Raw genomic sequence first — 24,344 nt, 5'->3', positions numbered from 1 at the left:
TTAAGGGCAGAAATTCGATCGCCCTGGCTTTGGTGATGCACTCGCGTGCGATCGTTTTGACAATCAAGCATCCACGATACCCGCCACGTGATTCATCCGTCCAGAAATAAAAAACCTGTATCCGATGAAACTTGCCGAACGTATTTATCCGTGGGGTCAATGCTTGAATCTAAAATCTAAAATCTAAAATCGATTGACTCAATGCTATCAACTGCTAGTCTGCTAGCCCAAAAGACTAAGCGCCCTTTAGACAATTGAATTGAGATTTTGGGCTGCATCGTTCAATTGTTGAGTGGCTACTTTGGTTTGAGTAATACCACTAGCGGTTTCTTTTGCCGCTAGGTTGAGGCTGTTCATCGCCTCCACTACTTGTTGAATGGCCACTGCTTGTTGTTGGGCAGTTAGAGAAATTTGTTGATTGTTCAATACCACATTGTTAACAGCATTGGCTATTTCCGAGAAAGCTGCTGCCGTTTGTTGACTGATTTTGGTGCCTGATTCTACTGTTTTAGTACCTTCCTTTGTCACCGTTACGGTGGAATTTATCGCATTCTTGATATCATCGACTAGGCGGTTAATTTTCTCGGCTGATTTCTTACTTTGGTCTGCTAGCTTGCGGATTTCTGTGGCTATGACAGTAAAACCTTTGGCGTTTTCGCCCGCCCGGACTGCTTCTACTGAGGCATTCAGTGCCAGCATATTTGTTTGATTTGCTAAATCTGTGACATCAATAGAGATATTGCCAATCTGATGGGTTTGTTCGCTCAATTGCAGAATTTGTGCCGTGATCGCCCCGACATTTTCTTTCAATATTATCATCGATTCCAGTGTTTGCTCCACTCCTAGGGTTCCCTTTTCAGTGTTCTTTAAAGCTTGCCGTGCAGATTCCGCACCAGCTTGGGCTTGCTGGGCTGATTGTTGGGAAGCCGCGCCCAACTCATCCATTGTGATTGTCGTTTGATTTACAGAGCTCGATTGCTGTGTGGCTGTGCGTTCCTGCTGTTCCACTGTGGCCGCAATCTCTGTGGAAGAACTGGCGATCGCATTTACTGCTTCACCAATCGTTTTAGCAATAGCTGAAGAGATTAAAAAGGCAGTAATCAAGGCGATCGTGATGCCTAAGACTGCCCCAACCAAAACGGCAGAGACTAAAAAGCGGATAGTTTCTTCTGCGTTGGAAGTTGCAGCGTCAAGAATTTCCTGCTCTTTTTGATTAAAGGAGCCATTTATTTCGTAATACTCATTCAGAATTAATGCCCCTTTTTTGGTTGCAAAAACTTCCAGCGCTTCTTTTTGCTTTCCTTGTTTTACCAACTTATAGCGGTTCTCAAAAAAGTGAGGTATGCCCTATGCCCTATGCCCTATGCCCTATGCCCTATGCCCTATGCCCATGAGTACCTCATCTTTCTGAGAAAGGCTATAATCATTTTCCCAGAATAATCATAATATTCTTTGTGGAAGTCAATTATTTTTTTCAGACGCTCTTTCTGGCTGGGATTTTCAATCGTATTTCCTAGAGATTCTGCTAATTTATGAAATTTTAGTACGTTGTTCTGATAATCCTTTAAATAATCTTCATCCCTGTTCAGAATATAGCCTCTCGTATCTCCCACCATTTGGGCTAGGTAAAAACCCATACGATCCGTCCCTTCTATGGCAGTAATTGAGATTGTTGTTTGTCTATAGGACTCCCCTACCTTACTGGCGCTTGAGAAGACTGGTATCACTAATCCTACAAATAAAGAAATGGGAACTGCATATCCGAGTAACATCCGGTTTCTCAGCTTCAAGTTGGTGAACATGATAATATCTCCTTTTAAGTTAAGTAAGCCTAGGGTCTGCTAAACAATTGAATTGAGATTTTGGGCTGCATCGTTCAATTGTTGAGTGCCTACTTTGGTTTGAGTAATACCACTAGCGGTTTCTTTTGCAGATAGGTTGAGGCTGTTCATCGCCTCAACTACTTGTTGAATGGCCACTGCTTGTTGTTCGGCAGTTAGAGAAATTTGTTGATTGTTCAATACCACATTATTAACAGCATTTGCTACTTCCGAGAAAGCTGCTGCCGTTTGTTGACTGATTTTGGTTCCTGCTTCTACTGTTTTAGTACCTTCCTTTGTCACCTTTACCGTGGAATTTATCGCATTCTTGATATCATCGACTAGGCGGTTAATTTTCTCGGCTGATTTCTTACTTTGGTCTGCTAGCTTGCGGATTTCTGTGGCTATGACAGTAAAACCTTTGGCGTTTTCACCCGCCCGGACTGCTTCTACTGAGGCATTCAGTGCCAGCATATTTGTTTGATTTGCTAAATCTGTGACATCAGTAGAGATATTGCCAATCTGATTGGTTTGTTCGCTCAATTGCAGAATTTGTGCCGCCATTGCCCCGACATTTTCTTTCAAAATTCTCATCGATTCCAGGGTTTGCTGCACTGCTAGGGTTCCCCTTTCAGTGCTCTTTAAAGCTTGCCGTGCAGATTCCGCACCAGCTTGGGCTTGCTGGGCTGATTGTTGGGAAGCCGCACCCAACTCATCCATTGTGATTGTCGTTTGATTTACAGAGCTCGATTGCTGTGCGGCTGTGCGTTCCTGCTGTTCTACTGTGGCCGCAATTTCTGTGGAAGAACTGGCGATCGTATTTGCTACCTGATTGATTGGTCGGATAATTTTATCAAAAATAAATAATATAATAAATGAACCCAATACTACAGCAACAACCGTACCTCCTATAGAAACAGTCGTCGCTAATTGCTCCGACTGTTTTGCTATTTTTGTTCTTTGAACCAGTAGATTATCTTCTACTGTAAGCATTTCTGCCAACTTATCCCTGATTTCATCCATAAATATCTTGCCTTTACCTGAAATCACCAAGGCTCTTAGCTCTGGTTCTTTCCCAGCCCTTTTCAGGGATATAGTTTCCGCTAATTCCTCTAGTTTTTGCTGAGCCAAATTTTCAACTCGATCCAACTTGTTAACTTGTTCAGGGTTATCTTTTATTAACTCTTTTGTCTCAGTTACTGTTTTATAAAAGGCTACTTGACCATTTTTATAAGGTTCTAAAAATTCCTCCTTGCCAGTGAATATAAACCCCCGCTGTCCTGTTTCAGCATCCACTAAATCTTTTTCTATGGCTTGCAAATTTGTCTTGACTACATAAGTGTGCGTTTGCAACTCAATAGCTTCTGCTAAATTATCCATACTCAATTTAGTGGCAAATCCGATGCTAATCATTAAGAAAAAAATGGAGCCGAAGCCCAACGGAACTACTTTACTAAGCCGAATAATGTTGTGCCACATTGCACTTTCTACTCCTTGATTCGTAGTTTACTTTTGTGGGGGGGAAGTTGCAGCGTCAATAATTTCCTGATGGTTTTCACCAAAGTAGTTATTTAATCCCTAATACTAATTCATAACTAATGCAAGTTTTGTAAGGATTCAGGTCTAAAAACTTGCGGCTCCAACGCTTGTCTGGCAAGGGTTTTAGGGCAAAATAAGGGTTTTTGTCTTTCGTGGTTAATTGTCAATAAACGAGGAGAAGTGACAGTTTTTCGTGGTTTATTGAGAATAGAGATTGATTTAGTATCAAGCTCCATATCTAAAGTCTTTGCCCAGCAAGGAGTTCAGTGACCTGAATTCTTACCAAGTTTTTTCGTGGAAAAACTTCCAGCGCTTCTTTTTGCTTTCTTGGCTTTACCAACTCAACCATTGATTCAGACTCATCAAGAAAAATCTGGCAAAACTTAATGTCGAGCAAGCGAGGCAGGTCAAAGTCTTTAGGATTAAGGGTTGTTTTGCCTGCTTTGATTTTGCATAAATCCTGTTTATTCGATTGTAGCTGGAAATTCAGGAACCAAACCGAAAAATCGTCAAATTCTCTCCCCCACTTTTCCTCTCTCCCACTATTGATTGGGGTTCAAGTCGATCGCATAAATGTTACAACCTAGTTAAGCAACACAATTTTGAGTTCATGGAAATAGTAGTGACGCTGGTGCTGGGTTCGGTGCTATTTGTCTGGGGAATGCGCTTCGGGCGGGTGTTAGTTCGATCCGGAGTGACGGCTAACGATTTGTTTAAGGGCAGAAACTCGATCGCCCTGCTGTTTTTGGGTTTTTATATTGCCTTGCTGCTACTGGCTCTAAATCTGCCTCAAATGCCTGCTTTGCCCATCGAGTGGCGTTTTCACGGGATGCGAGTTACTTGGACTTTGCTCAGAGTGATGCTGATGGGAGTCTGCGGTATTGGCTTTAGTATAAGTTGGTTGACAGCGCGACCCCAAGTAATCGCAGTAATTTTAATTGGTTGCTTGGGATTGGGAGGATTTACAGGCGCTGAAAACTATTTTATGGCGCCAATTTACGCTGATTTAATAGATAATTTGCAGCCCAACGGTGTATTTCGGCAAACATCTAACAGCAGTTGCGCCCCCGCCGCCCTAGCAACAGTGTTAAGGCGTTGGGGAATCGAGGCGACGGAATCGAGTGTAGCGCGTTTTGCCCGGACGAGTCGCTTGGGAACTTCCATGCCGCAGTTAATTATAGCAGCAAGAGCTTTGGGCGTAAATGCGATCGAACTAACGCCAACTTGGGAGCAAATTCAGCAAATTAATCGCCCCGGAGTGCTAGCAGTTTGGCTGTTTGACGGCCCTCGGAAGCTACCCCACGCGGTCGCTTTGCTGGGAATGAATGACAGTGTAGCTGCCATTGGAGACCCGGCGCGGGGCAGGATTTTCTATTTAGATAGGGCAACTTTTGCCCAGATTTGGCGCGATCAATACGTGCCGATTTTCCGTTCGGCGGATATCTTGTTAAGCAACCAGCAAGCTATTGACTATTTAAGTAAATTAGGATATAATAGTGGCAATTTAAAAGCAGATATCGAGCGCTTTCAAACAGATAAAAAATTGCAAGTCAGCGGCAACTTAGACCGGATGACTGAGTTAATGTTGAGCGGCAGTTTTTTGCAAGAAGTCCCCAGATTGGATGGGAAATAGTTATTGAAAATCATCAACCGCAGAGGCACTATCGACCGACAGGGAAGAGGAATCATGCGGTTTTTTTCAAACAATCTTTGAGGCATATTATGTCCGGTCTATTACCCATAATACGGTAGGGGCGGGTTCACGGAAAATATCTGCCAATAATTGACAATCTCAAAAACCCGCCCTTTTAATCGCTCGATCGGACATGATATCATCTGCTGGGGCGATCGAATCTTTGCGATCGCCCCGGCAGATAATCGACGATCGCACATTGGTAGCGTGGCTGCATGAAATTACCGTAAGCGTAGGCAGTAGCATCTAATTCCTCCTATATTTTTACGGTCGATCGCACCTTACCCACGCCTCACCGTTTTTGACAATTGGGAACAGTTGAATCGCTCATTTTAGGCTCAGACAGCTTGACTTCCCATCCAGGTAAATTCCACCAATTAACTCGCTGATTCGGCTGAATCCAAAAGTTTAGTTGTGTGATCTTGCCATCCTCAAATCTGAGTGTAGGAAATTTAGGATAACTGGTATCATCGGTTTCGCGATAAGTGCGTCCAAGGTAATTTAGGCAGGTCGTTAATCCCTCAGTAATTCCCAATTCTTCCACTCCTTTTCCCTTCAATTTTGCATCATCGTAGCTGAAAGAACCGTTGAATGAATTGCCCGCTAACCCGCCTTTGGTAACAGTGATGGTGAAATCGTAGGTGACGGGAACAGCGTAGGCTTGGGTTACAGTTACAACTGTGCTCAGAAGAGTCGTGGCGATGGCTACCGAGAGTTTTGAAATTGCTCGCACACTTGCATCCCGAAACATAACAACACTATAAATTTCGCTTTCAATCATCGGGAAACTCCTTGATTAAACTTATATAGTCAGTGTGCATTTTGGATATGATATAGCAATCCTAAATCATTTGTGTAATTCTTGTAGGGGCAATCCGACCCCTACTCCCCGTGGTTGCCCCATGAGGCAGGGCAAACGCATCATGTCAACAAGCGGGAATTTTACCGTGCTTGTTGCGACTATTATCGATAGCTGTAGTTTATTGAAAAGAGATTTGACTGCCGATAGCGGTGGCTATTCCTCAAAACACTACTACTATTCTCCCGGCAATTTAGATGCGTTTGCCCTGCCCCATGAGGCCGGGTAGGCACTCTTAGCACTACCCCTACATCTTTTTACGAGTCCTGCAAGGATCGCTATATCATAAGCTATGAGTTACAGCATATTCCATGTAGATGTAGAGGGCGAGAAACCGGGTTTCGAGCAACAGAATCAGTAAGGATGGGAGAACTGTAAAGAAACCCGGTTTTTGGGGTATACTTCATCAACCTTGAATACGCTGTAAATGCGATCGCAGCCGAGGGCCAAGCGAACAAAAATTCCCCCATCTGGTTAATCATGTAGACTTTTTTTGCACTGAAAACTCCACAGAAAACATTCGTCTTTAATCGCCCAGAATTAACTGAGTAGATTGAACAATATTCATTCCCGCCGCCGCAAATCTTTGATAAGCTGCATTTGCTTGTTCCGTGAAATCAACAACACCCGGAACAACCACAGGCGAAGTGCAATCTTCCAGCAAATAAACCTTCTTTGCCAAATTCGGATCGCGCGCCAAAATTTCCGTTAACAAATCATCAATTGTCCAAGCAACGCAGTGACTTTTGGCTTGTCCGGCAATAATTACCGCATCAAAATCGAGCAATTTATCAATAAACTTAGCATTTTTTTCCGCAATCGGATTGCCGTCGAACCCATCTAACACTTCTGGCCGCAAAACCGAATAGTTTTCAGTCAGTGGATTCCCGCCTTTGATTTCAAAAAGTGCTTGGCTGTTGCGGGCTATAGTATGAAAAAATATTGCTTCTTCCACCGCAGAAACCAGCGCGTGTCCGATGCCACCCAGCATCGAGTGATAGGGCCAAATTGTCAGGGGATATTTCCCATCGGCGCTGAGTTTTTTGACGTAGTGGCAAGCCTGTTTTTCCAGTGCTGAAAAATTGCCCCCGCTGATGCTATCGGCGACGGCTGGATTGACTTTCCAAATGCCTTTTTGGACATCTTCAAGTGTAATAGAAGTTGCGGCGGGTAGGGGATGTTCGCCTGCTTCGTTTATCCAAAAGATTGGATGAAAAATTTGCATGGCGGTGTGGGTGTCCATTGTCGGCGCAATGGTTGTAATTGCATTTAAATTACGGTAAATAAATTCGCACAGCCGCAGGTTGTCATCAACGGCGCCAGTACCGGAACGGCCGCCAACAAATAGTTCAAATTCTGGCAAGCAAAAGGTATTTTGGGCGTCTATTATCAGCAAACAAATCTGATTTTTGTCGCTGGATGCTGGCTGGATGCTGTGCTGCTTGGCCCACTCTTTGGCTTGGGCGGCACGTTCTTGGTAGGGGAGTCGCCAGACTTCGCCTACTTTTTTGGGGCCGAAATGTTCGGGGATTGGAAGTTGGACTTTTGGTGTCATGACGATCGCTTTTAGGCTAGTTTACAGTAATAATTTAAGTTTGGAGTATAATGCTGATAAATATTTGCGGGTGAATCATGGCAAAAGCAGGAATCCAAGATTATGCTAGGGTAAAATTTAAGCGCCTAGTGTTGTTTTTTTCGATCGCACTTTTGCTCGCTCTCTTAATTGTAGCAACTAGATCTGCCTACGTTCAAGATGTTTTGAGAACTCTGTTAATGCGGATCGAGGATTTAGGGTGGTGGGGGCCAGTGGCTTTTGTCGCTACTTATAACTTGGCTACTGTGCTGTTTGTACCGGGTTCGGTACTGACGCTGGGAGGGGGGGCGATTTTTGGTTTGTGGTGGGGTTCGGTTTACGTCTTTGCAGCGTCCACTTTAGGTGCTGTATTTGCTTTTGCGATCGGGCGCTATTTGTGCCGCGATCGCGTGGTAAAATATATGGAATCTCACCCCAAGTTTACAGCTCTCGATCGCGCAGTTTCCCAACAAGGATTAAAAATAGTTTTTTTGACTCGTCTTTGTCCTTTATTTCCTTTCAATTTATTGAATTACGCTCTGGGAATCACTCAAGTTTCTTTGAAAGATTACGTGCTAGGTTCCTTTGGCATGATACCGGGTACAATTATGTACGTTTACTCCGGTTCTTTGGTGGGAGAGGTTGCTGCGATAGGCACGGCCACTGTGTATGCAACTCCTCAAGATTCCGCAGTAAAATGGTTGATTAATATTATCAGCTTTCTTGCTACTGTCGCTGTTACTGTATTTATCACTCGCATAGCCAGCAAAGCTTTGGAAGAAAGTATTTAATTAGGATAATTTGCCAATGTCGCAGTCAAAAGTCGATCGCGTAACTGTCCCCCCGATGGACGAACACAACCAGAAATTAGTCTCCTATTTGCATCCGCCCGATTGGGTAAATCCGCAGCCGGCTAGCCGTTATAATTTAGTAGTAATTGGCGCGGGGCCCGCTGGATTAATTGTGGCTGCAGGTGCCGCAGGTTTGGGCGCGAAAGTTGCTTTGATTGAAAAACATTTGATGGGCGGCGACTGTTTGAATGTCGGTTGTGTGCCGTCAAAAGCTTTAATTCGCTCGTCTCGCACTGTTGGCGATATCTGGGAAGCCAGTAAATTTGGTGTTAATGTTTCTGACAGTGTAGAAGTGGATTTTGCCACTGTGATGGAACGGTTGCGCCGCATCAGGGCGGGAATCAGCGATGTTGATTCTGTTGAACGCTACCAGCACAAATTAGGCGTTGATGTTTTTTTAGGTTCGGGTCGTTTTACTAGCAATTATACCATAGAAGTTGCAGGTAAAACTCTCCGCTTTAAAAAAGCAGTAATTGCCACAGGTGCAAGGGCGCTACAACCACAAATTCCCGGTTTACAAGAAGCTGGATATCTAACAAATGAAACTGTCTTTAACCTCACGGAAAGGCCACAACGCTTAGCTGTAATTGGTGCAGGGCCGATCGGCTGCGAATTGGCTCAAGCCTTTCGGCGGCTGGGTTCCGAAGTGGTGTTGCTGCACAAAAATGCTCAGATTTTAGATAAGGAAGATGCGGATGCTGCTAAAATCGTGCAGCAGGCTTTTCTACGGGAAGAAATTCAACTAATACTAGAATCCACAATCGATCGCGTTGAGAAAACAAATGCAGGCAAAGTAATTTATTATAAATGTCAAGGTAAGGAAGCATCGGTAACAGTAGATGAAATTATTGTGAGTACAGGGCGATCGCCCAACGTCGAAGGATTGAATCTGGAGGCGATCGGCGTTGAATACGATACACACACGGGCGTATTTGTCAACGACAATTTGCAAACTACTAATCCCCGCATTTATGCCGCCGGCGATATTTGCATGAAACATAAATTTACTCACGCTGCTGATTTTGCCGCGAGGATGGTGATTCAAAACACTCTATTTTTCGGGCGCAAAAAGCTCAGCGCTTTGACGATACCTTGGTGTACTTACACAAACCCGGAAATTGCGCGCGTCGGATTGGGCGAATACGAAGCTAAGGAAAAAAACATTGATATCGATACATTTTTAATTCCTTTCAGTCAAGTCGATCGGGCAATTATTGACGGCGAAGAGGAAGGATTTGTGAAAATTCACGTCAAGAAAGGCAGCGATAAAATATTAGGTGCAACTATTGTAGCGCGCCACGCTGGGGATATGATCGGCGAGATTACTTTGGCAATGGTTAACAATATTGGTTTGGGAAAGATTGCTAGCACAATTCACCCGTATCCAACACAAGCTGATGCAATTCGTAAAGCTGGGGATGCTTACAATCGCACTCGTTTGACGCCGTTTGTGAAAAATTTGTTCAATCGCTGGCTGGCTTGGACTCGGTAGTTTGAACTGTATTGAATCAACACCAGGTACAATTGAACCGTAGGGGCGGGTTCACCAACCATCTCTGGAAAAAATTAATAATCTCCTAAACCCGCCCCCACTGTATTCAATCAACACCAGGTACAATTGAACCGTAGGGGCGGGTTCACCAACCATCTATGGCGAAAATGAATAATCTCCTAAACTCGCCCCCACCCATCGCAAATACAAATCTACCCTTAATTTATGGGATAAAATGTTGATGTAAAATTGGGCGGGGGCGGGGCGGGTTTATCAGATTGTTGGATTTGTGTTAAAGATTTCGGTGAACCCGCCCCTACAGAGATTGCGGTTTTCAATATTCCCATTTACGTTTCTGTTTCTGTTTCAAATCCCACACCTTCATACAAAAGTGCGATCGGCAAATCAAACTCAATGCTTGATAAAGTGATAATCTCTCCAGCAGTGTAAGAATAGTACAGCCACATTCTCCCCTCTCCCCGACAGTAACGCTCAACAAAAATCTTTTGTGAATCAATCAAGATATACTCTTGTAAAGTCGGAATTTTTAGATAACAAGTGAATTTTTCATCCCGATCTTTAGCACTTGTACTGGGAGAAAGAACTTCCACAATGATTTTAGGATTCTGAATGAAATTGCGCGAATTAATGTCTTCTGGATCGCAACTGACTATCACATCAGGGTAGTAGTAACGGCTTTGAAAACTGACTTCCAATTTCACATCTGACACGTTCATCCGACAGCCTCTGGAACGCAGATGCGGGCGCAAGTTCCTGTAAAAGTTAAGTGCAATATCGTTATGGGGAATTGTACTGCCCATTCTGGCAAAAACTTCGCCGTTGACATATTCGTAGCGAATCTCTTGTCGAGCTTCCCATTCGAGATATTCCTCAACCGTCATTTTTTTTTTTTGGTGCTTGGGGAATGGATATCATAACAAAATTTTTGTCAATGTTACTTTGATTGTAGCATTAGGGGTTGGGAGAGCGCCCGCGCAAACAAACCCTGCCTTAAAAATCCCCTTCATCTACTTGAAATACCGTCAATCCCAAGCCTCTCCACATATCAACAACTTGCTGGCGATCGTCCAAGACAAACTTAACATTATATTTCCCTGCAATATGCTGCCGATAAAGTTCTTCCTTCATAATTGCATCCTTCCTCATATCTCCAGTTTTCCGCAGATAAAGAGCGGCATAATTAACCTCATACTGCTGCAACCATTTTTCAGTTTGAGGCTGACAATCATCTGTGCGGCCCGACACTACAATAATATGGGCGCTGGTTTGCCACTTGCGAACGGTATCTAAGACGGGCTGATTTGGTAAATCGCGATCGCACGTAGAAGCATCAAAAGGATTTCTGCCATTGAGAAGTGCCAGCGTACCATCCATATCGACAATAATTGCATCCGGCAAATCCGGGTTATATTCCGGCGGCACAACGGGAACCCGCACGTACTTATTGTACATCTTCATTATCACATCTTTGCCCACCGAGTTAAGCCTTTTCAAATCCCTTTTAATACATTCCTCAACCGGAACTTGCAAGAAAGAATCATTAACTTCGACAACAGCTTTACCTTTAACCAACTCCTTGATATGCTCGATGTGAGGGCCAAAATTAGTATCATCAACAATGACGTGCTTGCCGCTTTCCAAAGCCATCAAAATAATCGTATCTCTCAACTGCAAAATAAACTTTTCATTCGCCGGCGACCAATGAGAAGCGTGAGCCATTTCTCTGAGCAAATCTTTATTGCTACGCACCCACTTTGCAGGTTCAGACAGCAGCAAGTCCCTAGCAAATTGAGATTTTCCCGAAGCAGGTAAACCAACAAGTACAATAACTCTTTTCATGGCAATTGGTAATTGGGCATTGGGCATTGGGCATTGGGCATTGGGCATTGGGCATTGGGCATTGGGCATTGGGCATTGTTTAAATACTTACCTCTTCCTGACATCCGTTACATCCGTTACATAATCCGTTGCCGAACTTCCCTCTTCTTTAAACATCTGCCTCACGCTCGATAATTAATCCGTGTAAGTAATTGGACAGAATTAATTACACACTGATTTTTTGCTGATTCTTTACTAGACAAGGCTTGTAGCCCAAATTTTTGTGTAATTAATTGTGTCCTACTACTTATCCGTGTCAAAATCCGTGGCGTGCCTTCTTCTTCACAAACCTAGATGGATGTAATCTAAACCCAACAACTCTTCTATTTTATGAATAGTAACATCACGGAGAGCTTCTTTCACTCCCGCAACTCTTCGGGCCCGCAAAGAAAACAAAATCCCGGAATACGGCAAATGTTTCACAGCTAATGCAAAATCCTTCTGAACTTCGATATGTTCATGCTGTCGGTAAGCTGCCTCGATTTCTTCAACCAAAGATTGATATTTGTCCTTAACTTGTTGATACAACTCACTCCACTCAGGAAAATAAGCTAAAAACTCTTCTCCTTCATTAGTTAAAACAATTTCTATCAAGCGGCGGGTCGAAAACCCTTCGCGGAGATGGGAAATCGCGACATATTGCGGAGACTTAACTTTAACTCGGTTGAAGTTAGCGTCGCAGATAATATACCCTTCCGAATCCATCGGATCTAAATGTTGAGCCGCTTCAATAACTTCTTTCCAGCTAGTTAAAGGATAGGATGCGACCAATTCCCATCCGTATTTATTGGCCCAAATACTGGGGTCTGTTTCTAGCAGCGTTTGAGTGTTGCGAACGCCGTGCAGCACGATTTGATTGTTTTGTTGCTGGACAACTATTCTATTGTAAGGCGTCATCAACTCAAAGATAAAACACTGGTCGGTTTCTTGTGGCAATTGATATCCCAATTCTTGCCAGACTTTCCAAAAAAGTTCGGCAAAAGTGAATCCAAAACCGTTAACTTCGCCGGCGGCGTCGGGAGTGCCGCTAGATTGCACTCTCCATTCTCCCTTGTAAAAATACAGTACAGTCAGAGAACCGTCTAGTTTTTCGTAGACTTTGGCATGACTCCAATCAATTGCAGCGGCGTGGCCTTCCCCGTAATTAAAAAATTTGTCGTAGGGATAAGAGACTATCTGCCAATCTTGAGATGAATCTAAAATAATGCCTCGGCACTGCTGGACTATCTTTTCGCCCAAGGGAGATTCTATCTGCGAGTATTTCAGACAGACTAAATCGGGATATTGGCGGTGGCGGGTAACTTTGATATGATAAGTTTCGGACAAAGTTTCCAATCCGTGCTGGCGCAAATACTCTTGTAGTTCCACGTTCGATTCCTAAATTTGTCTCCTTCTATATTTTATCGGTAACTGCATATTTTAGGGAATTTGTAAACAAAATTAAAGTGGTTTTTTTCCGGAATGCCTATTGTGAGTTTTGTATTGTGGAGTAGGGTTGTAAATAGGTGAAGGCGCTTCACCGAAAAACTAGACTGTTTCGACATCAAGGAAAAACACAGTGAACAATAAATTATTGCGTTTAGCGACTTCGGCCTGTGTATTGACTATTTTAGTACCTGTATCGGGAGTTTTTGGTGCGTCGGAATTGTCGCAGCGACCGCCGGAAACAAAATCTGTTGCTGTAGCGGCTACGGATGTTCCGGTAAGTCAAATCTTGCAGCAGTTAAAAGGCAAAACACAAGTACCAATTTTTATCCCCAGCCGGCTCCCTATTTCGGAGAAGCTTTACTATCAAAGCCAAGCGGAAGCGGACAGCTATACTATTTCTATGGATTATACAGCAGATTGCCGAGGTGCAGGAGCTTGCAGTTTTGGGGAAATTCGAGGTCAGAAAGGCGGGGAGTTTACTACAAAACTAGAAGGGGTAACTAAGACATTAAAAAATGTTCAACTTGCGGGCGGAGTGAAAGGAGTTTTTCACAATGGTTGCGGGGCTTACTGCACAGCAACTCTTGAGTGGAAAAATCAGAATTTTATGTATACCGTAGCAATTAAGAATGGACGGGAATCTGATTTAATTTTAATAGCAAATTCTGCTATTCTAGCTCGGAAGCGTTAAGCTTTGTAGTCGGGGACGCACAACTTCTATCTGTAGGGTGTGCACGGCGCACCTTACCGTTATTGTATGAGAGATTTGTATGAGAGATATTAACTCGCACTCGCCCCTTACAAGATGCTATGGTTTTTTTGCGCTTACCTACTTCGGGGGAAATCAGGATGAGGGGAAAATGGCTATTTGCGGCGATTTTTGCTGGTGTGGTGACTGCTTTGACGATTCCCTACCCTTCGGGAACCCCTGCGGGGAACGGGATAGCTTCGCTTCACGCACCTTTGACACCAAACTCAGCGTTAGCAAGGACTGAACTCCCCATTACAGAAATCCGGTGGTTTAATTATTCCCCTGAAGATAGCTGGCAACCGATACAATTTATTGTACCCGATCGCAATACTGGAAAATCTGCCGGCAGCCGCAAGTTGCGATTGTACGATGTTCATATTGCCAAGATGTTTGAGATTTCTCATTTTCTGTGCGATCGCGATCGGGCTTCTGAGGGTTACAATTGGTCTTATCAAGCGGAAAATGGCAATATTGAGATGGGACGCTTCAAAATTAGCTGCAATCTCGCCCGTTCCATAGCCACAGCTTACGGGTTAGGGAAACCAGAAATTACAGTGATTCGCCGCAGCTTCAACCTGAAAAACGGTCGCCCTTCTTTTGCGCTAGAAAAATACTCTATTCCTACTTTTAACATTGCTAAAAATAGAGTTGTGCAGTGGAGGAATTTTGTGCAAAAAATTCCCCCACTCCCCGATAACTCAGGTGCAAACCAAGCTAACAGTCGTTTTCCTGCTAGTAACATCTTTAGACAAATCAAAGGCAAAACGCGAGTGCCTGTTTTTCTTCCGAGTAGACTTCCTTTATCAGACATTCAGCAACTTGATTTTGATGTGCAAGCGGGGGCCCACGGTTACATTGTGGGAATGTATTTAGGCAAAGGATGCCGCGCGGGAGCCTGTTATTTCGGCACAATCGAAGCTAAAAGAAATGAACCCTTTTCGCCTCCTTCGCAACTGCCGCAGGATACTTACAGAAGCGTTGAATTGGCGAGCGGATTCAGGGGGATTTATTTCAATAATTGCGGTGCTTATTGTACTGCTTTTGTTGAGTGGCAAAGGCTGGGGGTGCTGTACCGAGTCACAAGGAAAAACGCACGGCAGCAAGAAGTTGTCCAGATAGCAAATTCTGCACTTCAAGCAGGGCAACGTTAAATTGTGGTGGGAAATGGAAAAGGTCGAGCGACCTTTTTCGCATTAAATATCCCGTTGCTGTACACTTAAAAAGTACCTAAAAAACTAATGAGATGCCTGCGATTAGCGTTGAAGAAGCCAAGCAGAGTCTGCAAGCCATCTTGGAAAAGGTGGCCAAAGGAGAAGAAGTGACGATCGTACAGGAAGGCCAAGTAGTAGCTCGCGTAGTCCCGCCGCTATCCAAGGAGCAGCGGTTAGCTAGGCGTAAAGCATTCCGAAACTCCATTAATGTCAAGGGCGAGCCGATGAGTGCAACAGTCATTAGGCTAAGGGAGGAAGCACGGTATTGATTTATATAGATACCAGCGTTCTTGTCCCCTTCTATTTACCAGAAGCTCTCAGCGATGCTGTTGATGAATTGCTGAGGATTGAAGACACACCCGCACTAAGTCAATTAGTTGAGGTGGAACTGTTTTCAGCAGTTGCCCGCAAATTGCGAATGAGGGAAATTTCTGCAGAAGAGGCAAGACAAATAGCGCTCGATTTTCAAACTGACTTGGATGAAAATTTTTATACTCGCATCCCCTTAGAGCCAATTCATTACAATTTAGCTCGCGATTGGATTAGCCGTTTTGAAGTACCGTTGCGTACCTTAGATGCACTGCATTTAGCAGTAGCAAGTTCTAATCAGTTGCTTTTGGTGACTGGCGATGAAGCTTTGGCTCGCAGTGCTCGGACTTTAGGAATTGAAGTTCAGTTATTGATTGCCGTAGCTGAGGGCTAAAAGGTAGATCGCCCTTTTGTCAAGGAAGCTGCACTTACGCCTCCACCAAAGGTGCATAGCAGGATTTCATATCCTCGTGGGAGATGATTTTAGTTGATATTTCAGCGGGTTCTAATCCCTTGCGGGCGTTGACCCAAGGTGTCTCTGATTGCGTCAATTCAGCAAGATGTTTAGCGCTTAATTCTCCATAAGCATTCCAGACTTCTTCGAGTACCTCGATCTCATCTTCATCAAATTCTGCTTCAAAATTATCGGGAGCTGGAATATCGCTATATTTGTAAGCTTTGTACTCATCCCACACATCGCGGACAATGGGGCCGGAAACCCAAGCTTCAATATCTTGAAAAAATAGCGGCTGGCTTCTAAAGACTAAACTCCAAGCTTGTGCATAATACACGAGCTTTTGCAGTTTCAGAGGAGAAATGGTATCGCCTGCTTCTCGATCGACACGACATAAAAAGTAACGAGCTACCTCAAGAGCACTTTTCATAGTTTTAGGATTTTAGTAATTTGACAAATTCACTTTTGATGCTAAGCTATTGGGTGGCTTTAGAAGTACGATCGCAATTACGATCGCCCTTTTCCCCTCGCAACTACATTTCTCTCCCCAATCGCGCAACCTTTGAGCTAATTCTTTCTCGCTGCCGCTAAGCTAACTCCTCATGTCAACCAGGTTCATCCGGCTCGACCCTAGGTAAATCTTACATCTTGCAGCATTCTCAAGAACAGGCTTTCCGGCCTGTTCCACAAAGAGTAGATTTTCTTGTGGAACGGGCATCTTGCCCGTTCCTAAAACGCTTATTGACAATGGTGCAACATCTCAGTAAATCATACATCGTCGGCAGGCTTTGCTTCGGAATGTCGATCGCCCCCATGCCAGCGACGCCCACTGCTGGATGGGAAACATCATCAAGACTCACTGCTACTGGCAGTCATACCATTTTAGATTTTAGATTTTAGATTTTAGATTGCAAGGGCTTATTATGTAAAGGTCTGGAGCTTGCCTACCGTTGCATCCTTTTTTCAAACAGGCGGTCAAAATCTGGTATTTCTCTTTTATCGCCCGAATTATGCCAACCAGCAATTAAAGTCCCCACCTGCGGTACGCTAGATCAGGTGAATATATTGGCTGATTTCAAGCTATCCTCCGATCGATCTTATGTCCCCAACCACATCTGCCCCTTCCCGAACCGTTCGCATCGGTTCCCGCAAAAGCCAACTCGCTCTCGTGCAAACCCACTGGGTGCAAGAACAGCTACAGAAACACTTCCCGGAACACACTTTTGAAGTCCACACCATGTCCACCCAAGGGGACATAATTCTTGATGTCGCCCTCGCTAAAATTGGCGATAAAGGACTTTTTACCAAAGAATTAGAAACGGGAATGATTAACAATGAAACGGACTTTGCCGTTCATTCCCTCAAAGATTTGCCTACCAATTTGCCCGAAGGTTTAATTTTAGGATGCGTCACCGAACGGGAAAATCCCGCTGACGCCCTGGTAGTTCACTCCAAGCACAAAGACAAGCAACTCGACACCCTCCCAGAAGGTTCAGTAATCGGCACTTCTTCCCTGCGGCGGCTGGCTCAACTGCGACACCATTTTCCTCATTTTGAATTTAAAGATATTCGCGGCAATCTCAATACTAGACTCGCTAAATTAGATGAGGGCGGTTACGACGCGATTATTTTAGCAGTTGCCGGCCTCGAAAGATTGGGAATGGGCGATCGCATCCACCAAATTATCCCTGCTGATATCTCCCTTCACGCCGTCGGACAAGGTGCTTTGGGCATCGAATGCCGCGCCGGAGACACAGAAATCATGGCATTGATTAAAGCTCTCGAACACTCGGAAACCGCCCAAAGATGTTATGCCGAACGCGCATTCCTGCGGGAATTAGAAGGCGGCTGTCAAGTGCCAATTGGCGTCAATACTAAAATAGAAAACGGTCAATTAACCTTAACCGGAATGGTATCGAGTCTCGACGGCCAGCGATTCGTCAAAGATAGTGTTTCCGGCGCCGCCGAGACTGCTGAAATGCTGGGAATTGACCTCGCTCACCGACTGCGCCAACAGGGTGCTAGTGCAATTTTGGAGGAAATATTTGTCCAAGTTCAACGTGGTTCATAAAACCGAGCCGCATCTCTTTGTCAATGCTTTGAGACGCGATCTATCGCCTTTTGTAAAATAAAAATAAGAGGCGGTTTGCTTTGTCTTTCACAGGTAGAGTAGCAGTCTGATTGTAGATGTTTGATGGGATTTTAGGTAGGACTTGCGCGATAGATTTCAAAAATTTCTGACTAATTTAGGACGCTCCGCACGAGTGTTGAGCAACCCGGTTTATGATGTAAGTCTCGCTGTATAGCCCAAGATTTATGGTAAAAACCGGTTTTTTTTCGTAAGTCCTATAATTCTTAACATCCCCATCCACAATCTACAATCAAACATCCCAAATTAATCAGCAATTTATTTCAGGAAAAAGCCAAATATGAGCGCTAGAGAAATTCAATTAAAGCTGGAATTGAAAAAGGTTCAGCAACTATATAGCAAAATGCAGGCAGACCAACAAGCTTTGCAGAAGCAATTGAAAGAGTTCAAAACTCAAGCCGGAAGTTTGTCGGATGTAGTCGAGCAAGTCTTGCCTTCCGTAGTTTCAATTTACGTCATGGATTGGGATACAGAAGAAGAGATTTCTTCTGGAAGCGGGTTCTTTGTATCGCCGGACATAATTGTCACGAACTATCACGTGGTAGAAGATATTGCCGATGAAGATTACTTGTATGAAGAAGATGAAATCGAACAGGTTTTAGTCGAAACTCACGACGGAAAATTGAGATTGGCAGAGGTGGTGTTTACTGGTAATGCTGAAGAAGATTTAGCATTACTCTTAATTAGCGATTTTAGCTTCGACCCGAACACAGGGGAACAAGTCGAGTCTCCCCAAGAATATCCTCCCCTAGAGTTATCTTTGGATGTGAAAGTGGGAGATAGAGTAATTGCTGTGGGCAATCCTTTGGGGCAGTTTGCTTCAACTGTAACTCAAGGTATTGTGAGTGCAATTCGCGAACCAGAGGAATATGAAGAAGGCGACGATGAAGAAGATGTTGCTGAGGTGAAGGTGTTGCAAACTGATGCGGCGATTAATCCGGGAAATTCTGGCGGCCCGTTGATTAATATGGCTGGTCAAGTGGTTGGTGTGAATACCTGGGGATTGGAAGATGCCGATAGTATTAATTTGGCGATCGCCTCTGAAGCTTTGGATGATTTTCTAGCGGGATTTGAGGAGACTTTTGAGGAAAATTCTCAGAATTAGTCGGTAGCTGTCGGTAGATTTTATCCCACATTTAACCACCAATGTAGGGGCGGGTTCGCCTAGATATTTGACACCACAGACAAATGATAAAAACCCGCCCCCACCCCACCCAGAAATTAAGAATTAATTGTATTTAACGGTGGGGGAAATGGTCGATCGGGGTTATTGGTTGGGTGGGGGCGGGTTTATCAAGATTATCTGTGGGTGGCAAATATTTTGGTGAACCCGCCCCTACAGATTTTATTCAATATTTATCATAAAATCGATCGCTCTTTTGTTCGCCACACAGCGACGCGGATGGAAAAAGGGCGATCGCATTCTTGAGTAAAGTGCGATCGCTACAGCAACTCAGATTTATACTTGTTTTTGGCAGGCGCGTTAATATTGTGCCACTCCCCATTTAAACTTAATCTAGAGTAACAATCTCAAGGAACACAAAAAAATAATGCGTATTTTATTTGTATCCGCCGAAGCATCACCCCTCGCCAAAGTGGGCGGTATGGGCGATGTCGTCGGCGCTTTGCCGAAATTTCTGCGGCGCATGGGCCACGATGTCCGCATCTTCATGCCCTACTACGGTTTCGTCCCCGACAAAATGGACGTTCCCAAAAAACCTGTTTGGGATGGGTCTGCCATGTTCCAAAGCTTCTCGGTGTTTGAAACTGTTTTGCCGGGAACCGATGTACCTTTATACTTATTACAACATCCATCTTTCTTGCCGCGCCGCGTTTACGGCGGTGTAGATGAAGATTGGAGGTTCACTTTCTTTGCCAATGCTGCGGCTGAATTTGCCTGGAATCACTGGAAGCCCCAAATTATTCACTGTCACGACTGGCATACGGGGATGATACCTGTTTGGATGAGCCAAGACCCCGATATCAGCACGGTTTTTACTATTCACAATTTAGCTTATCAAGGGCCGTGGCGCTGGCGTTTGGAGCAGATGACTTGGTGTCCTTGGTATATGCAAGGTCACAATACAATGGCTGCCGCAGTACAGTTTGCCGATCGAGTAAATACAGTTTCACCGACTTACGCCGAGCAAATCAAAACCCCAGCTTATGGGGAAACTTTGGAAGGTTTGCTGTCTTATCTCGGCGGTAAAGTATCGGGCATTTTGAACGGAATTGATACAGAATCTTACAACCCAGCAACTGACAAATACCTCCATCAACAATTTAGTGTTGATACTATTGAAAAGCGCCCCGCTAATAAAATTGCGCTGCAAGAAGAAGTCGGTTTGGAAGTGAATAAAAATGCCTTTTTGATCGGCATGGTGACAAGGCTGGTAGAACAGAAGGGATTGGATTTGATAATTCAAATGCTCGATCTGTTCATGGCCTATACCGACGCTCAATTTATTGTACTCGGAACGGGCGATCGCTACTACGAAACCCAACTCTGGCAAATGACAGCCCGCTATCCCGGTAGGATGTCCACCCAACTACTTTACAACGAGGCCCTCTCCCGGCGCGTTTACGCAGGCTGCGACAGCTTCCTGATGCCCAGCCGTTTCGAGCCCTGCGGCATCAGCCAAATGCTCGCCCTCCGCTACGGGTGCGTGCCAATGGTTCGCCGCACCGGCGGTTTAGTGGATACCGTTTCCCACAACAACCCGATCGACAATACCGGTACCGGTTACTGTTTCGATCGCTACGAACCCCTCGACTTGTTCACCTGCATGATCAGAACTTGGGAAGGTTTCCGCTATAAAGATAAGTGGAGAGAACTGCAACAGCGCGGCATGAGAGAAGATTTTAGCTGGGATATTTCGGCACGGAAATACGTCCACTTGTACAGCGATATTTTGGGATTGCCCCCGGAAGAAACCGCACCGGCACCAGAGGCAGAATTGATCGTTGGTAAGGGTTAATCTTAGTAAGGTGCGTCAGTCGCTGTTTGATTCAACTGAATCGAAGGGCGATCGGCTGACGCACCCTACAGCTTAGTAAGGTGCATCAGTCAATCGATTGCGCGATTTTAGATTAAAGATTAAAGAATTGAAGCATTGACCCCACGGATAAATTCGGGGGCTTGTATCCTGGATGCTTTCAGTCAGTTTTTGATTCAATTTAATCGATCGACTGACTACGGACAACTGATAACTGACAAATTAATCAATAAATAAATCGAGAGGTAAATGACCGTAAGTGCCAGTAACTCCATCTTCTGAGGCAGATTGGCACGACACCAAAACGCCCCGGTAAGTTCCGGGATAGCCGTCAACATAATACGACCCCTTCAAAGTATTGAACTTAATATAAACCGAACCAGCAAAGGTCGAGACAGCATTGGGCTCTAAAACAGCTTGATATCCCAAAGCTTTTAAATAAGCTTCTAAAGCTAAAAACCCCTCATCCGTCGAAGCAGCGCACACTCCCAACATTTGATAATCAGACAAACTTGCTACCAACAAAATCGCTTGACGCAGCGCCTGTTTTTCCTGCGGCGATGCTAGAGATTGCATATCCAGACAAGTGAAATCTTTGAGGATTTGCTGTGCTTCTTCAACAGTTAGGGTAGTCTGGTTTTGAGTAGACATGAATTGCTCTGATATTTCCCAAAATTACGATCTACAATCGGGCACTCGTCAACGAATTTCTGTCATTGCAACCCTCAATCGACGGCGGTAACACTTGCCCAAGTCCTGATTATAGCCCATTGTGCACTCTGGCAATCAATTCGGGCGATCGTTTTCGAGGGCTTGGCCAACGCCGGAAGCGCACAAAAAAGCTAGTAGTTTTTACCGATGTTTTCAAGTTTAGATCAGTCCGCGTTTTTTCAGCTTTGCTAGCGCATCTTCTGCCGCATTTTTCTCAGCATCTTTTTTGCTTTTTCCTTTACCTTCTCCATAGAGTTTCTCTGCGACATACACTTTAGCGAGAAATTCCGGCTTGTGGGGTGTGCCTCCTGCTTGGACTGTCACGTATTTGGGGGGAGTCGTATCACCATTGGCCTGTACCCATTCTTGAAAGCGATTTTTCGAGTCTACAGTCGATCGAGTTTCCACAACATTTTCGGGAACAGAATCAAACATTTGTTGCACAAAGTTGCGAACTTTATCCATGTCTTGTGTGTCGAGATAGTAAGCGCCAATAAATGCTTCAAAAGTGCTGCTGAGCAAATTTGGATTAGTAATCCCACCTTCTCGATAAGCTCCTTTTCCGAGCCGCATTTTTAAGTCTAAACCTATTTCAGTAGCAAATCTGGCTAATTGTTTTTCATCTACTAATGCAGAACGCCGGCGAGTCAGTTGGTCTTCTCCCATTTCTGGATGACGCTGATAGAGATATTCGCCGCTGAGAAAAGTCAGCAAAGCATCGCCGAGAAATTCTAAGCGTTCGTTGTCTTCTTCGCGGAATGTGGGGTTTTCGTTGACGTAGGAACGGTGGGTGAGCGCTTGGCGCAGCAGTTTTTCATGGTGGAATTCGGGAAGGGTTATTTCTATCTCTTGTGTTTGATTAGTTAATGGCATAGGGGTTTTGTAATGGTTATTGTTTTTGGAGTTGGGTGTTATTATGTGGACATAAAATAGCCGCAAATAGCGGTTTGTTTGGAGAATCTAGTTTATCAAATAAACTGGATTTTTGCTATCGGCGGTTAGGTGAATTTTAACAGATATTTGGCGGTTATACTATTAGTCCGTTAGTCCGTCATTCCGCCAGGGGTTAAAACCCCTGGCTCATAGCTAAAGTCCTCTGAAGAGGACTGAAGATGGTGTTTTTTTTACTGTATGTCAGTCGGTTTTAACCGACTTTAGCTATTAGACAGGGAATTCATTCCCTGGCGGACTGTGCAACTTTATGCAGATAATCGGTCTGCTTCTATTACAAACAATTGCTGATCCTGACATCGGATTTTTCCATCCTTTACAGCAGCATCAACTAACTCGCTAAAGCGTGAAAATGTTTTTCCCTGATGTTTGCAAACAGAAGTTACTCCCTGATATTTGGGAAAAAGGTTACGCATTACACTATCAATGCAGCTAAACAATGTGCGCTTATCTTTTTTTGATGCTGTTTTGATAGCAGCAATCATGTACTCGATCGCCTCATTGCAAGTGATATGACACTGAACATTTTCTATTTGCTGCGGAGTCTTGGCTGCTATCAAGCTAGGCAATTCATCAAGAAAGTGGAAATCACTACCTACAAGTTCTTTCAGCTTTTGTTTGACATTACCTCGCTGAGCAAAGACTATAACTTTTTTGCCGCGATCTTTTAAATTGCGAACCGAGTTTACAAAGTCCCCATCTCCTGATACAAGGATAACTGTATCGGGAGGCCGATTGCTGTAAATATCATCAAGACAGTGAACCATCAATTGATTATCGGCACTATTTTTTAGAGGACAGGGAACATCGATACATTTAAAACCAAGGCTTTGCAGCTTGTTTTTTGCAGAGACTTGATCGGGACAGAGTGAATTGTAGTAGACTTTTGCCTCAATCAAGATCCCCTCAAATTTGGCAAATTCTAGCAATAGACTACCTAGAATTTGAGTTAAGTGTGTGTTCTGAAGATCGACGTAAATAGAAACTACAGGCTGCAACTGCTTTGTTTGTTTGCCAATTGCTGAATGATTGTCCATCATTTGATTATTTCCTCAAAGAGGTTGACTGGACAGCCTCGACATATCACGCATCTAGCATTAATGGAACGTTGCCTGTGGATTTGCTCAAAAATGAACATCTCGGCACAGGACAATCTGTTACCACAAAACACTGTAATTTTGTAGGGATTTGATTAGCGTCTTAGCTACAGGGTTTACAGAACTGGAACGAGTTTAGTAGCAGCCCGCTGAAGGGAAATGGAACTCAATAATGTTGGGATTTTTTCAAGCTTGTATGAACTTGTTAAAACTACATTAGACTTACTTTCCGCTCAACGGGGTGCTAGAAACTTGCCCCAGTGCTATAAACCGTGTAGCTAAGACGACTCAATCAACATTCCTTAATTTTGAATGCGATATATATTTTTAGCTGTGCTTTTATTGTAGCGTTCTAATTATTGGATGTCAAGTATTAACTCAAAATAATTTTTTTACATCCTTAGACATCTCACCAAGGTTTTGGCCAAGCTGACACCGATCGACCGTCCCCACATCAAAAACCCTCTCCCCCTCCCCCCGCGAGCCTTTCAGGGGTAGGTTTTTAAAATTTAAGCCGTAGAAAAGTGAGAACGGCTTGGCCAAGGTTCAGGAATAAAGCTA

General features: G+C 44.2%; 28 protein-coding genes. 14 read left to right on the top strand and 14 right to left on the bottom strand.

Going from position 1 to position 24,344, the window contains the following annotated elements; translation table 11 throughout:
* Positions 1-246 precede the first annotated feature (246 nt).
* The 3 genes from QUA16_RS15025 to QUA16_RS15015 all read right to left on the bottom strand — a co-directional run bounded on the left by QUA16_RS15025 (position 247) and on the right by QUA16_RS15015 (position 3,299).
* A complete protein-coding gene (locus QUA16_RS15025) occupies positions 247-1,314 on the bottom strand; it encodes a methyl-accepting chemotaxis protein (protein WP_333104070.1) in 1,068 nt (355 codons plus the stop codon).
* 68 nt (positions 1,315-1,382) lie between these two features.
* Positions 1,383-1,802, bottom strand: a complete 420-nt coding sequence (locus tag QUA16_RS15020; RefSeq protein WP_333104068.1) for a CHASE3 domain-containing protein — start codon at positions 1,800-1,802, stop codon at positions 1,383-1,385.
* 39 nt (positions 1,803-1,841) lie between these two features.
* A complete protein-coding gene (locus tag QUA16_RS15015) occupies positions 1,842-3,299 on the bottom strand; it encodes a CHASE3 domain-containing protein (RefSeq protein WP_333104067.1) in 1,458 nt (485 codons plus the stop codon).
* A 670-nt stretch (positions 3,300-3,969) separates the two neighbouring features.
* Between QUA16_RS15015 and QUA16_RS15010 the strand changes: the two genes are divergently transcribed.
* A complete protein-coding gene (locus QUA16_RS15010; RefSeq protein WP_333104066.1) occupies positions 3,970-4,992 on the top strand; it encodes a cysteine peptidase family C39 domain-containing protein in 1,023 nt (340 codons plus the stop codon).
* Positions 4,993-5,151: 159 nt separating this feature from the next.
* Here QUA16_RS15010 and QUA16_RS15005 read toward each other — a convergent pair whose 3' ends face one another.
* Complete coding sequence (locus QUA16_RS15005; protein ID WP_333104065.1) at positions 5,152-5,298, bottom strand: hypothetical protein; 147 nt, start codon at positions 5,296-5,298, stop codon at positions 5,152-5,154.
* Between the two features lie 46 nt (positions 5,299-5,344).
* Positions 5,345-5,833 (bottom strand): hypothetical protein, encoded by a 489-nt coding sequence (locus tag QUA16_RS15000; RefSeq protein WP_333104064.1) that lies wholly within the window; start codon positions 5,831-5,833, stop codon positions 5,345-5,347.
* 142 nt (positions 5,834-5,975) lie between these two features.
* Here QUA16_RS15000 and QUA16_RS14995 point away from each other — a divergent pair, with 142 nt between their 5' ends.
* Complete coding sequence (locus QUA16_RS14995) at positions 5,976-6,140, top strand: hypothetical protein (RefSeq protein ID WP_333104063.1); 165 nt, start codon at positions 5,976-5,978, stop codon at positions 6,138-6,140.
* 297 nt (positions 6,141-6,437) lie between these two features.
* Here the strand turns inward: QUA16_RS14995 and QUA16_RS14990 are convergent, their stop codons facing one another.
* A complete protein-coding gene (locus tag QUA16_RS14990) occupies positions 6,438-7,466 on the bottom strand; it encodes an isochorismatase (RefSeq protein WP_333104062.1) in 1,029 nt (342 codons plus the stop codon).
* A gap of 77 nt (positions 7,467-7,543) precedes the next feature.
* On the opposite strand from QUA16_RS14990, the gene QUA16_RS14985 reads away from it, so the two are divergent.
* On the top strand, positions 7,544-8,275 hold the full coding sequence (locus QUA16_RS14985; protein WP_333104061.1) for a TVP38/TMEM64 family protein: 732 nt from the start codon (positions 7,544-7,546) through the stop codon (positions 8,273-8,275).
* A 16-nt stretch (positions 8,276-8,291) separates the two neighbouring features.
* On the top strand, positions 8,292-9,827 hold the full coding sequence (locus QUA16_RS14980) for a mercuric reductase (RefSeq protein WP_333104060.1): 1,536 nt from the start codon (positions 8,292-8,294) through the stop codon (positions 9,825-9,827).
* A 347-nt stretch (positions 9,828-10,174) separates the two neighbouring features.
* Here QUA16_RS14980 and QUA16_RS14975 read toward each other — a convergent pair whose 3' ends face one another.
* Both QUA16_RS14975 and QUA16_RS14970 read right to left on the bottom strand, forming a co-directional pair.
* Positions 10,175-10,729 (bottom strand): Uma2 family endonuclease, encoded by a 555-nt coding sequence (locus tag QUA16_RS14975; RefSeq protein ID WP_333104059.1) that lies wholly within the window; start codon positions 10,727-10,729, stop codon positions 10,175-10,177.
* A gap of 109 nt (positions 10,730-10,838) precedes the next feature.
* Complete coding sequence (locus tag QUA16_RS14970) at positions 10,839-11,687, bottom strand: phosphatase domain-containing protein (protein WP_333104057.1); 849 nt, start codon at positions 11,685-11,687, stop codon at positions 10,839-10,841.
* Here QUA16_RS14970 and QUA16_RS14965 point away from each other — a divergent pair.
* A complete protein-coding gene (locus QUA16_RS14965) occupies positions 11,686-11,811 on the top strand; it encodes a hypothetical protein (protein WP_333104056.1) in 126 nt (41 codons plus the stop codon). The two genes, QUA16_RS14970 and QUA16_RS14965, sit on opposite strands and share 2 nt — an antisense overlap.
* A 197-nt stretch (positions 11,812-12,008) precedes the next feature.
* Here the strand turns inward: QUA16_RS14965 and QUA16_RS14960 are convergent, their stop codons facing one another.
* A complete protein-coding gene (locus QUA16_RS14960; RefSeq protein ID WP_333104055.1) occupies positions 12,009-13,094 on the bottom strand; it encodes a T4 RnlA family RNA ligase in 1,086 nt (361 codons plus the stop codon).
* Positions 13,095-13,284: 190 nt separating this feature from the next.
* On the opposite strand from QUA16_RS14960, the gene QUA16_RS14955 reads away from it, so the two are divergent.
* The 4 genes from QUA16_RS14955 to QUA16_RS14940 all read left to right on the top strand — a co-directional run bounded on the left by QUA16_RS14955 (position 13,285) and on the right by QUA16_RS14940 (position 15,819).
* On the top strand, positions 13,285-13,845 hold the full coding sequence (locus tag QUA16_RS14955) for a hypothetical protein (protein ID WP_333104054.1): 561 nt from the start codon (positions 13,285-13,287) through the stop codon (positions 13,843-13,845).
* 119 nt (positions 13,846-13,964) lie between these two features.
* Positions 13,965-15,056: a hypothetical protein gene (locus QUA16_RS14950; protein WP_333104053.1), complete on the top strand. Its 1,092-nt coding sequence runs from the start codon at positions 13,965-13,967 to the stop codon at positions 15,054-15,056.
* Between the two features lie 92 nt (positions 15,057-15,148).
* Entirely contained in the window at positions 15,149-15,385 is a 237-nt protein-coding gene (locus QUA16_RS14945; protein WP_015176435.1) for a type II toxin-antitoxin system Phd/YefM family antitoxin, read from the top strand.
* Positions 15,382-15,819 carry a type II toxin-antitoxin system VapC family toxin gene (locus QUA16_RS14940; RefSeq protein ID WP_333104052.1) on the top strand — a complete coding sequence of 146 codons (438 nt, stop codon included), beginning with the start codon at positions 15,382-15,384 and terminating at the stop codon, positions 15,817-15,819. Before QUA16_RS14945 ends, QUA16_RS14940 begins: the two co-directional genes overlap by 4 nt.
* A 34-nt stretch (positions 15,820-15,853) precedes the next feature.
* Here QUA16_RS14940 and QUA16_RS14935 read toward each other — a convergent pair whose 3' ends face one another.
* Entirely contained in the window at positions 15,854-16,309 is a 456-nt protein-coding gene (locus QUA16_RS14935; RefSeq protein ID WP_333104051.1) for a type II toxin-antitoxin system antitoxin SocA domain-containing protein, read from the bottom strand.
* 20 nt (positions 16,310-16,329) lie between these two features.
* Between QUA16_RS14935 and QUA16_RS14930 the strand changes: the two genes are divergently transcribed.
* From QUA16_RS14930 to QUA16_RS14915, 4 genes are all read left to right on the top strand, one after another.
* Positions 16,330-16,470, top strand: coding sequence for a hypothetical protein (locus QUA16_RS14930; RefSeq protein ID WP_333181199.1), 141 nt, complete (start codon positions 16,330-16,332; stop codon positions 16,468-16,470).
* 57 nt (positions 16,471-16,527) lie between these two features.
* On the top strand, positions 16,528-16,779 hold the full coding sequence (locus QUA16_RS14925; protein ID WP_333104050.1) for a hypothetical protein: 252 nt from the start codon (positions 16,528-16,530) through the stop codon (positions 16,777-16,779).
* 199 nt (positions 16,780-16,978) lie between these two features.
* Positions 16,979-17,950, top strand: a complete 972-nt coding sequence (gene hemC, locus QUA16_RS14920; protein WP_333104049.1) for a hydroxymethylbilane synthase — start codon at positions 16,979-16,981, stop codon at positions 17,948-17,950.
* Positions 17,951-18,308: 358 nt separating this feature from the next.
* A complete protein-coding gene (locus tag QUA16_RS14915; RefSeq protein ID WP_333104048.1) occupies positions 18,309-19,133 on the top strand; it encodes a trypsin-like peptidase domain-containing protein in 825 nt (274 codons plus the stop codon).
* A 244-nt stretch (positions 19,134-19,377) separates the two neighbouring features.
* On the opposite strand, the gene QUA16_RS14910 is transcribed toward QUA16_RS14915, so the two are convergent.
* Entirely contained in the window at positions 19,378-19,533 is a 156-nt protein-coding gene (locus QUA16_RS14910) for a hypothetical protein (protein WP_333104047.1), read from the bottom strand.
* Positions 19,534-19,578: 45 nt separating this feature from the next.
* Between QUA16_RS14910 and glgA the strand changes: the two genes are divergently transcribed.
* The gene (gene glgA / locus QUA16_RS14905; protein WP_333104046.1) at positions 19,579-21,006 is read left to right on the top strand and encodes a glycogen synthase GlgA; all 1,428 of its coding nucleotides are present in this window, start codon (positions 19,579-19,581) and stop codon (positions 21,004-21,006) included.
* Between the two features lie 240 nt (positions 21,007-21,246).
* On the opposite strand, the gene QUA16_RS14900 is transcribed toward glgA, so the two are convergent.
* The 3 genes from QUA16_RS14900 to QUA16_RS14890 form a co-directional block, all read right to left on the bottom strand.
* Positions 21,247-21,675: a DUF1824 family protein gene (locus QUA16_RS14900; RefSeq protein WP_333104045.1), complete on the bottom strand. Its 429-nt coding sequence runs from the start codon at positions 21,673-21,675 to the stop codon at positions 21,247-21,249.
* Between the two features lie 219 nt (positions 21,676-21,894).
* Entirely contained in the window at positions 21,895-22,608 is a 714-nt protein-coding gene (gene rnc, locus QUA16_RS14895) for a ribonuclease III (protein ID WP_333104044.1), read from the bottom strand.
* Positions 22,609-22,934: 326 nt separating this feature from the next.
* A complete protein-coding gene (locus QUA16_RS14890) occupies positions 22,935-23,726 on the bottom strand; it encodes an NYN domain-containing protein (protein ID WP_333104043.1) in 792 nt (263 codons plus the stop codon).
* Positions 23,727-24,344: the final 618 nt, after the last annotated feature.

Origin of the sequence: Microcoleus sp. S13_C3 (assembly GCF_036700905.1) — a bacterium.
Lineage (GTDB): Bacteria > Cyanobacteriota > Cyanobacteriia > Cyanobacteriales > Microcoleaceae > Microcoleus.
The sequence above is the reverse complement of the archived record's forward strand: the minus strand, read 5'-3'. Positions and strand labels throughout refer to the sequence as shown.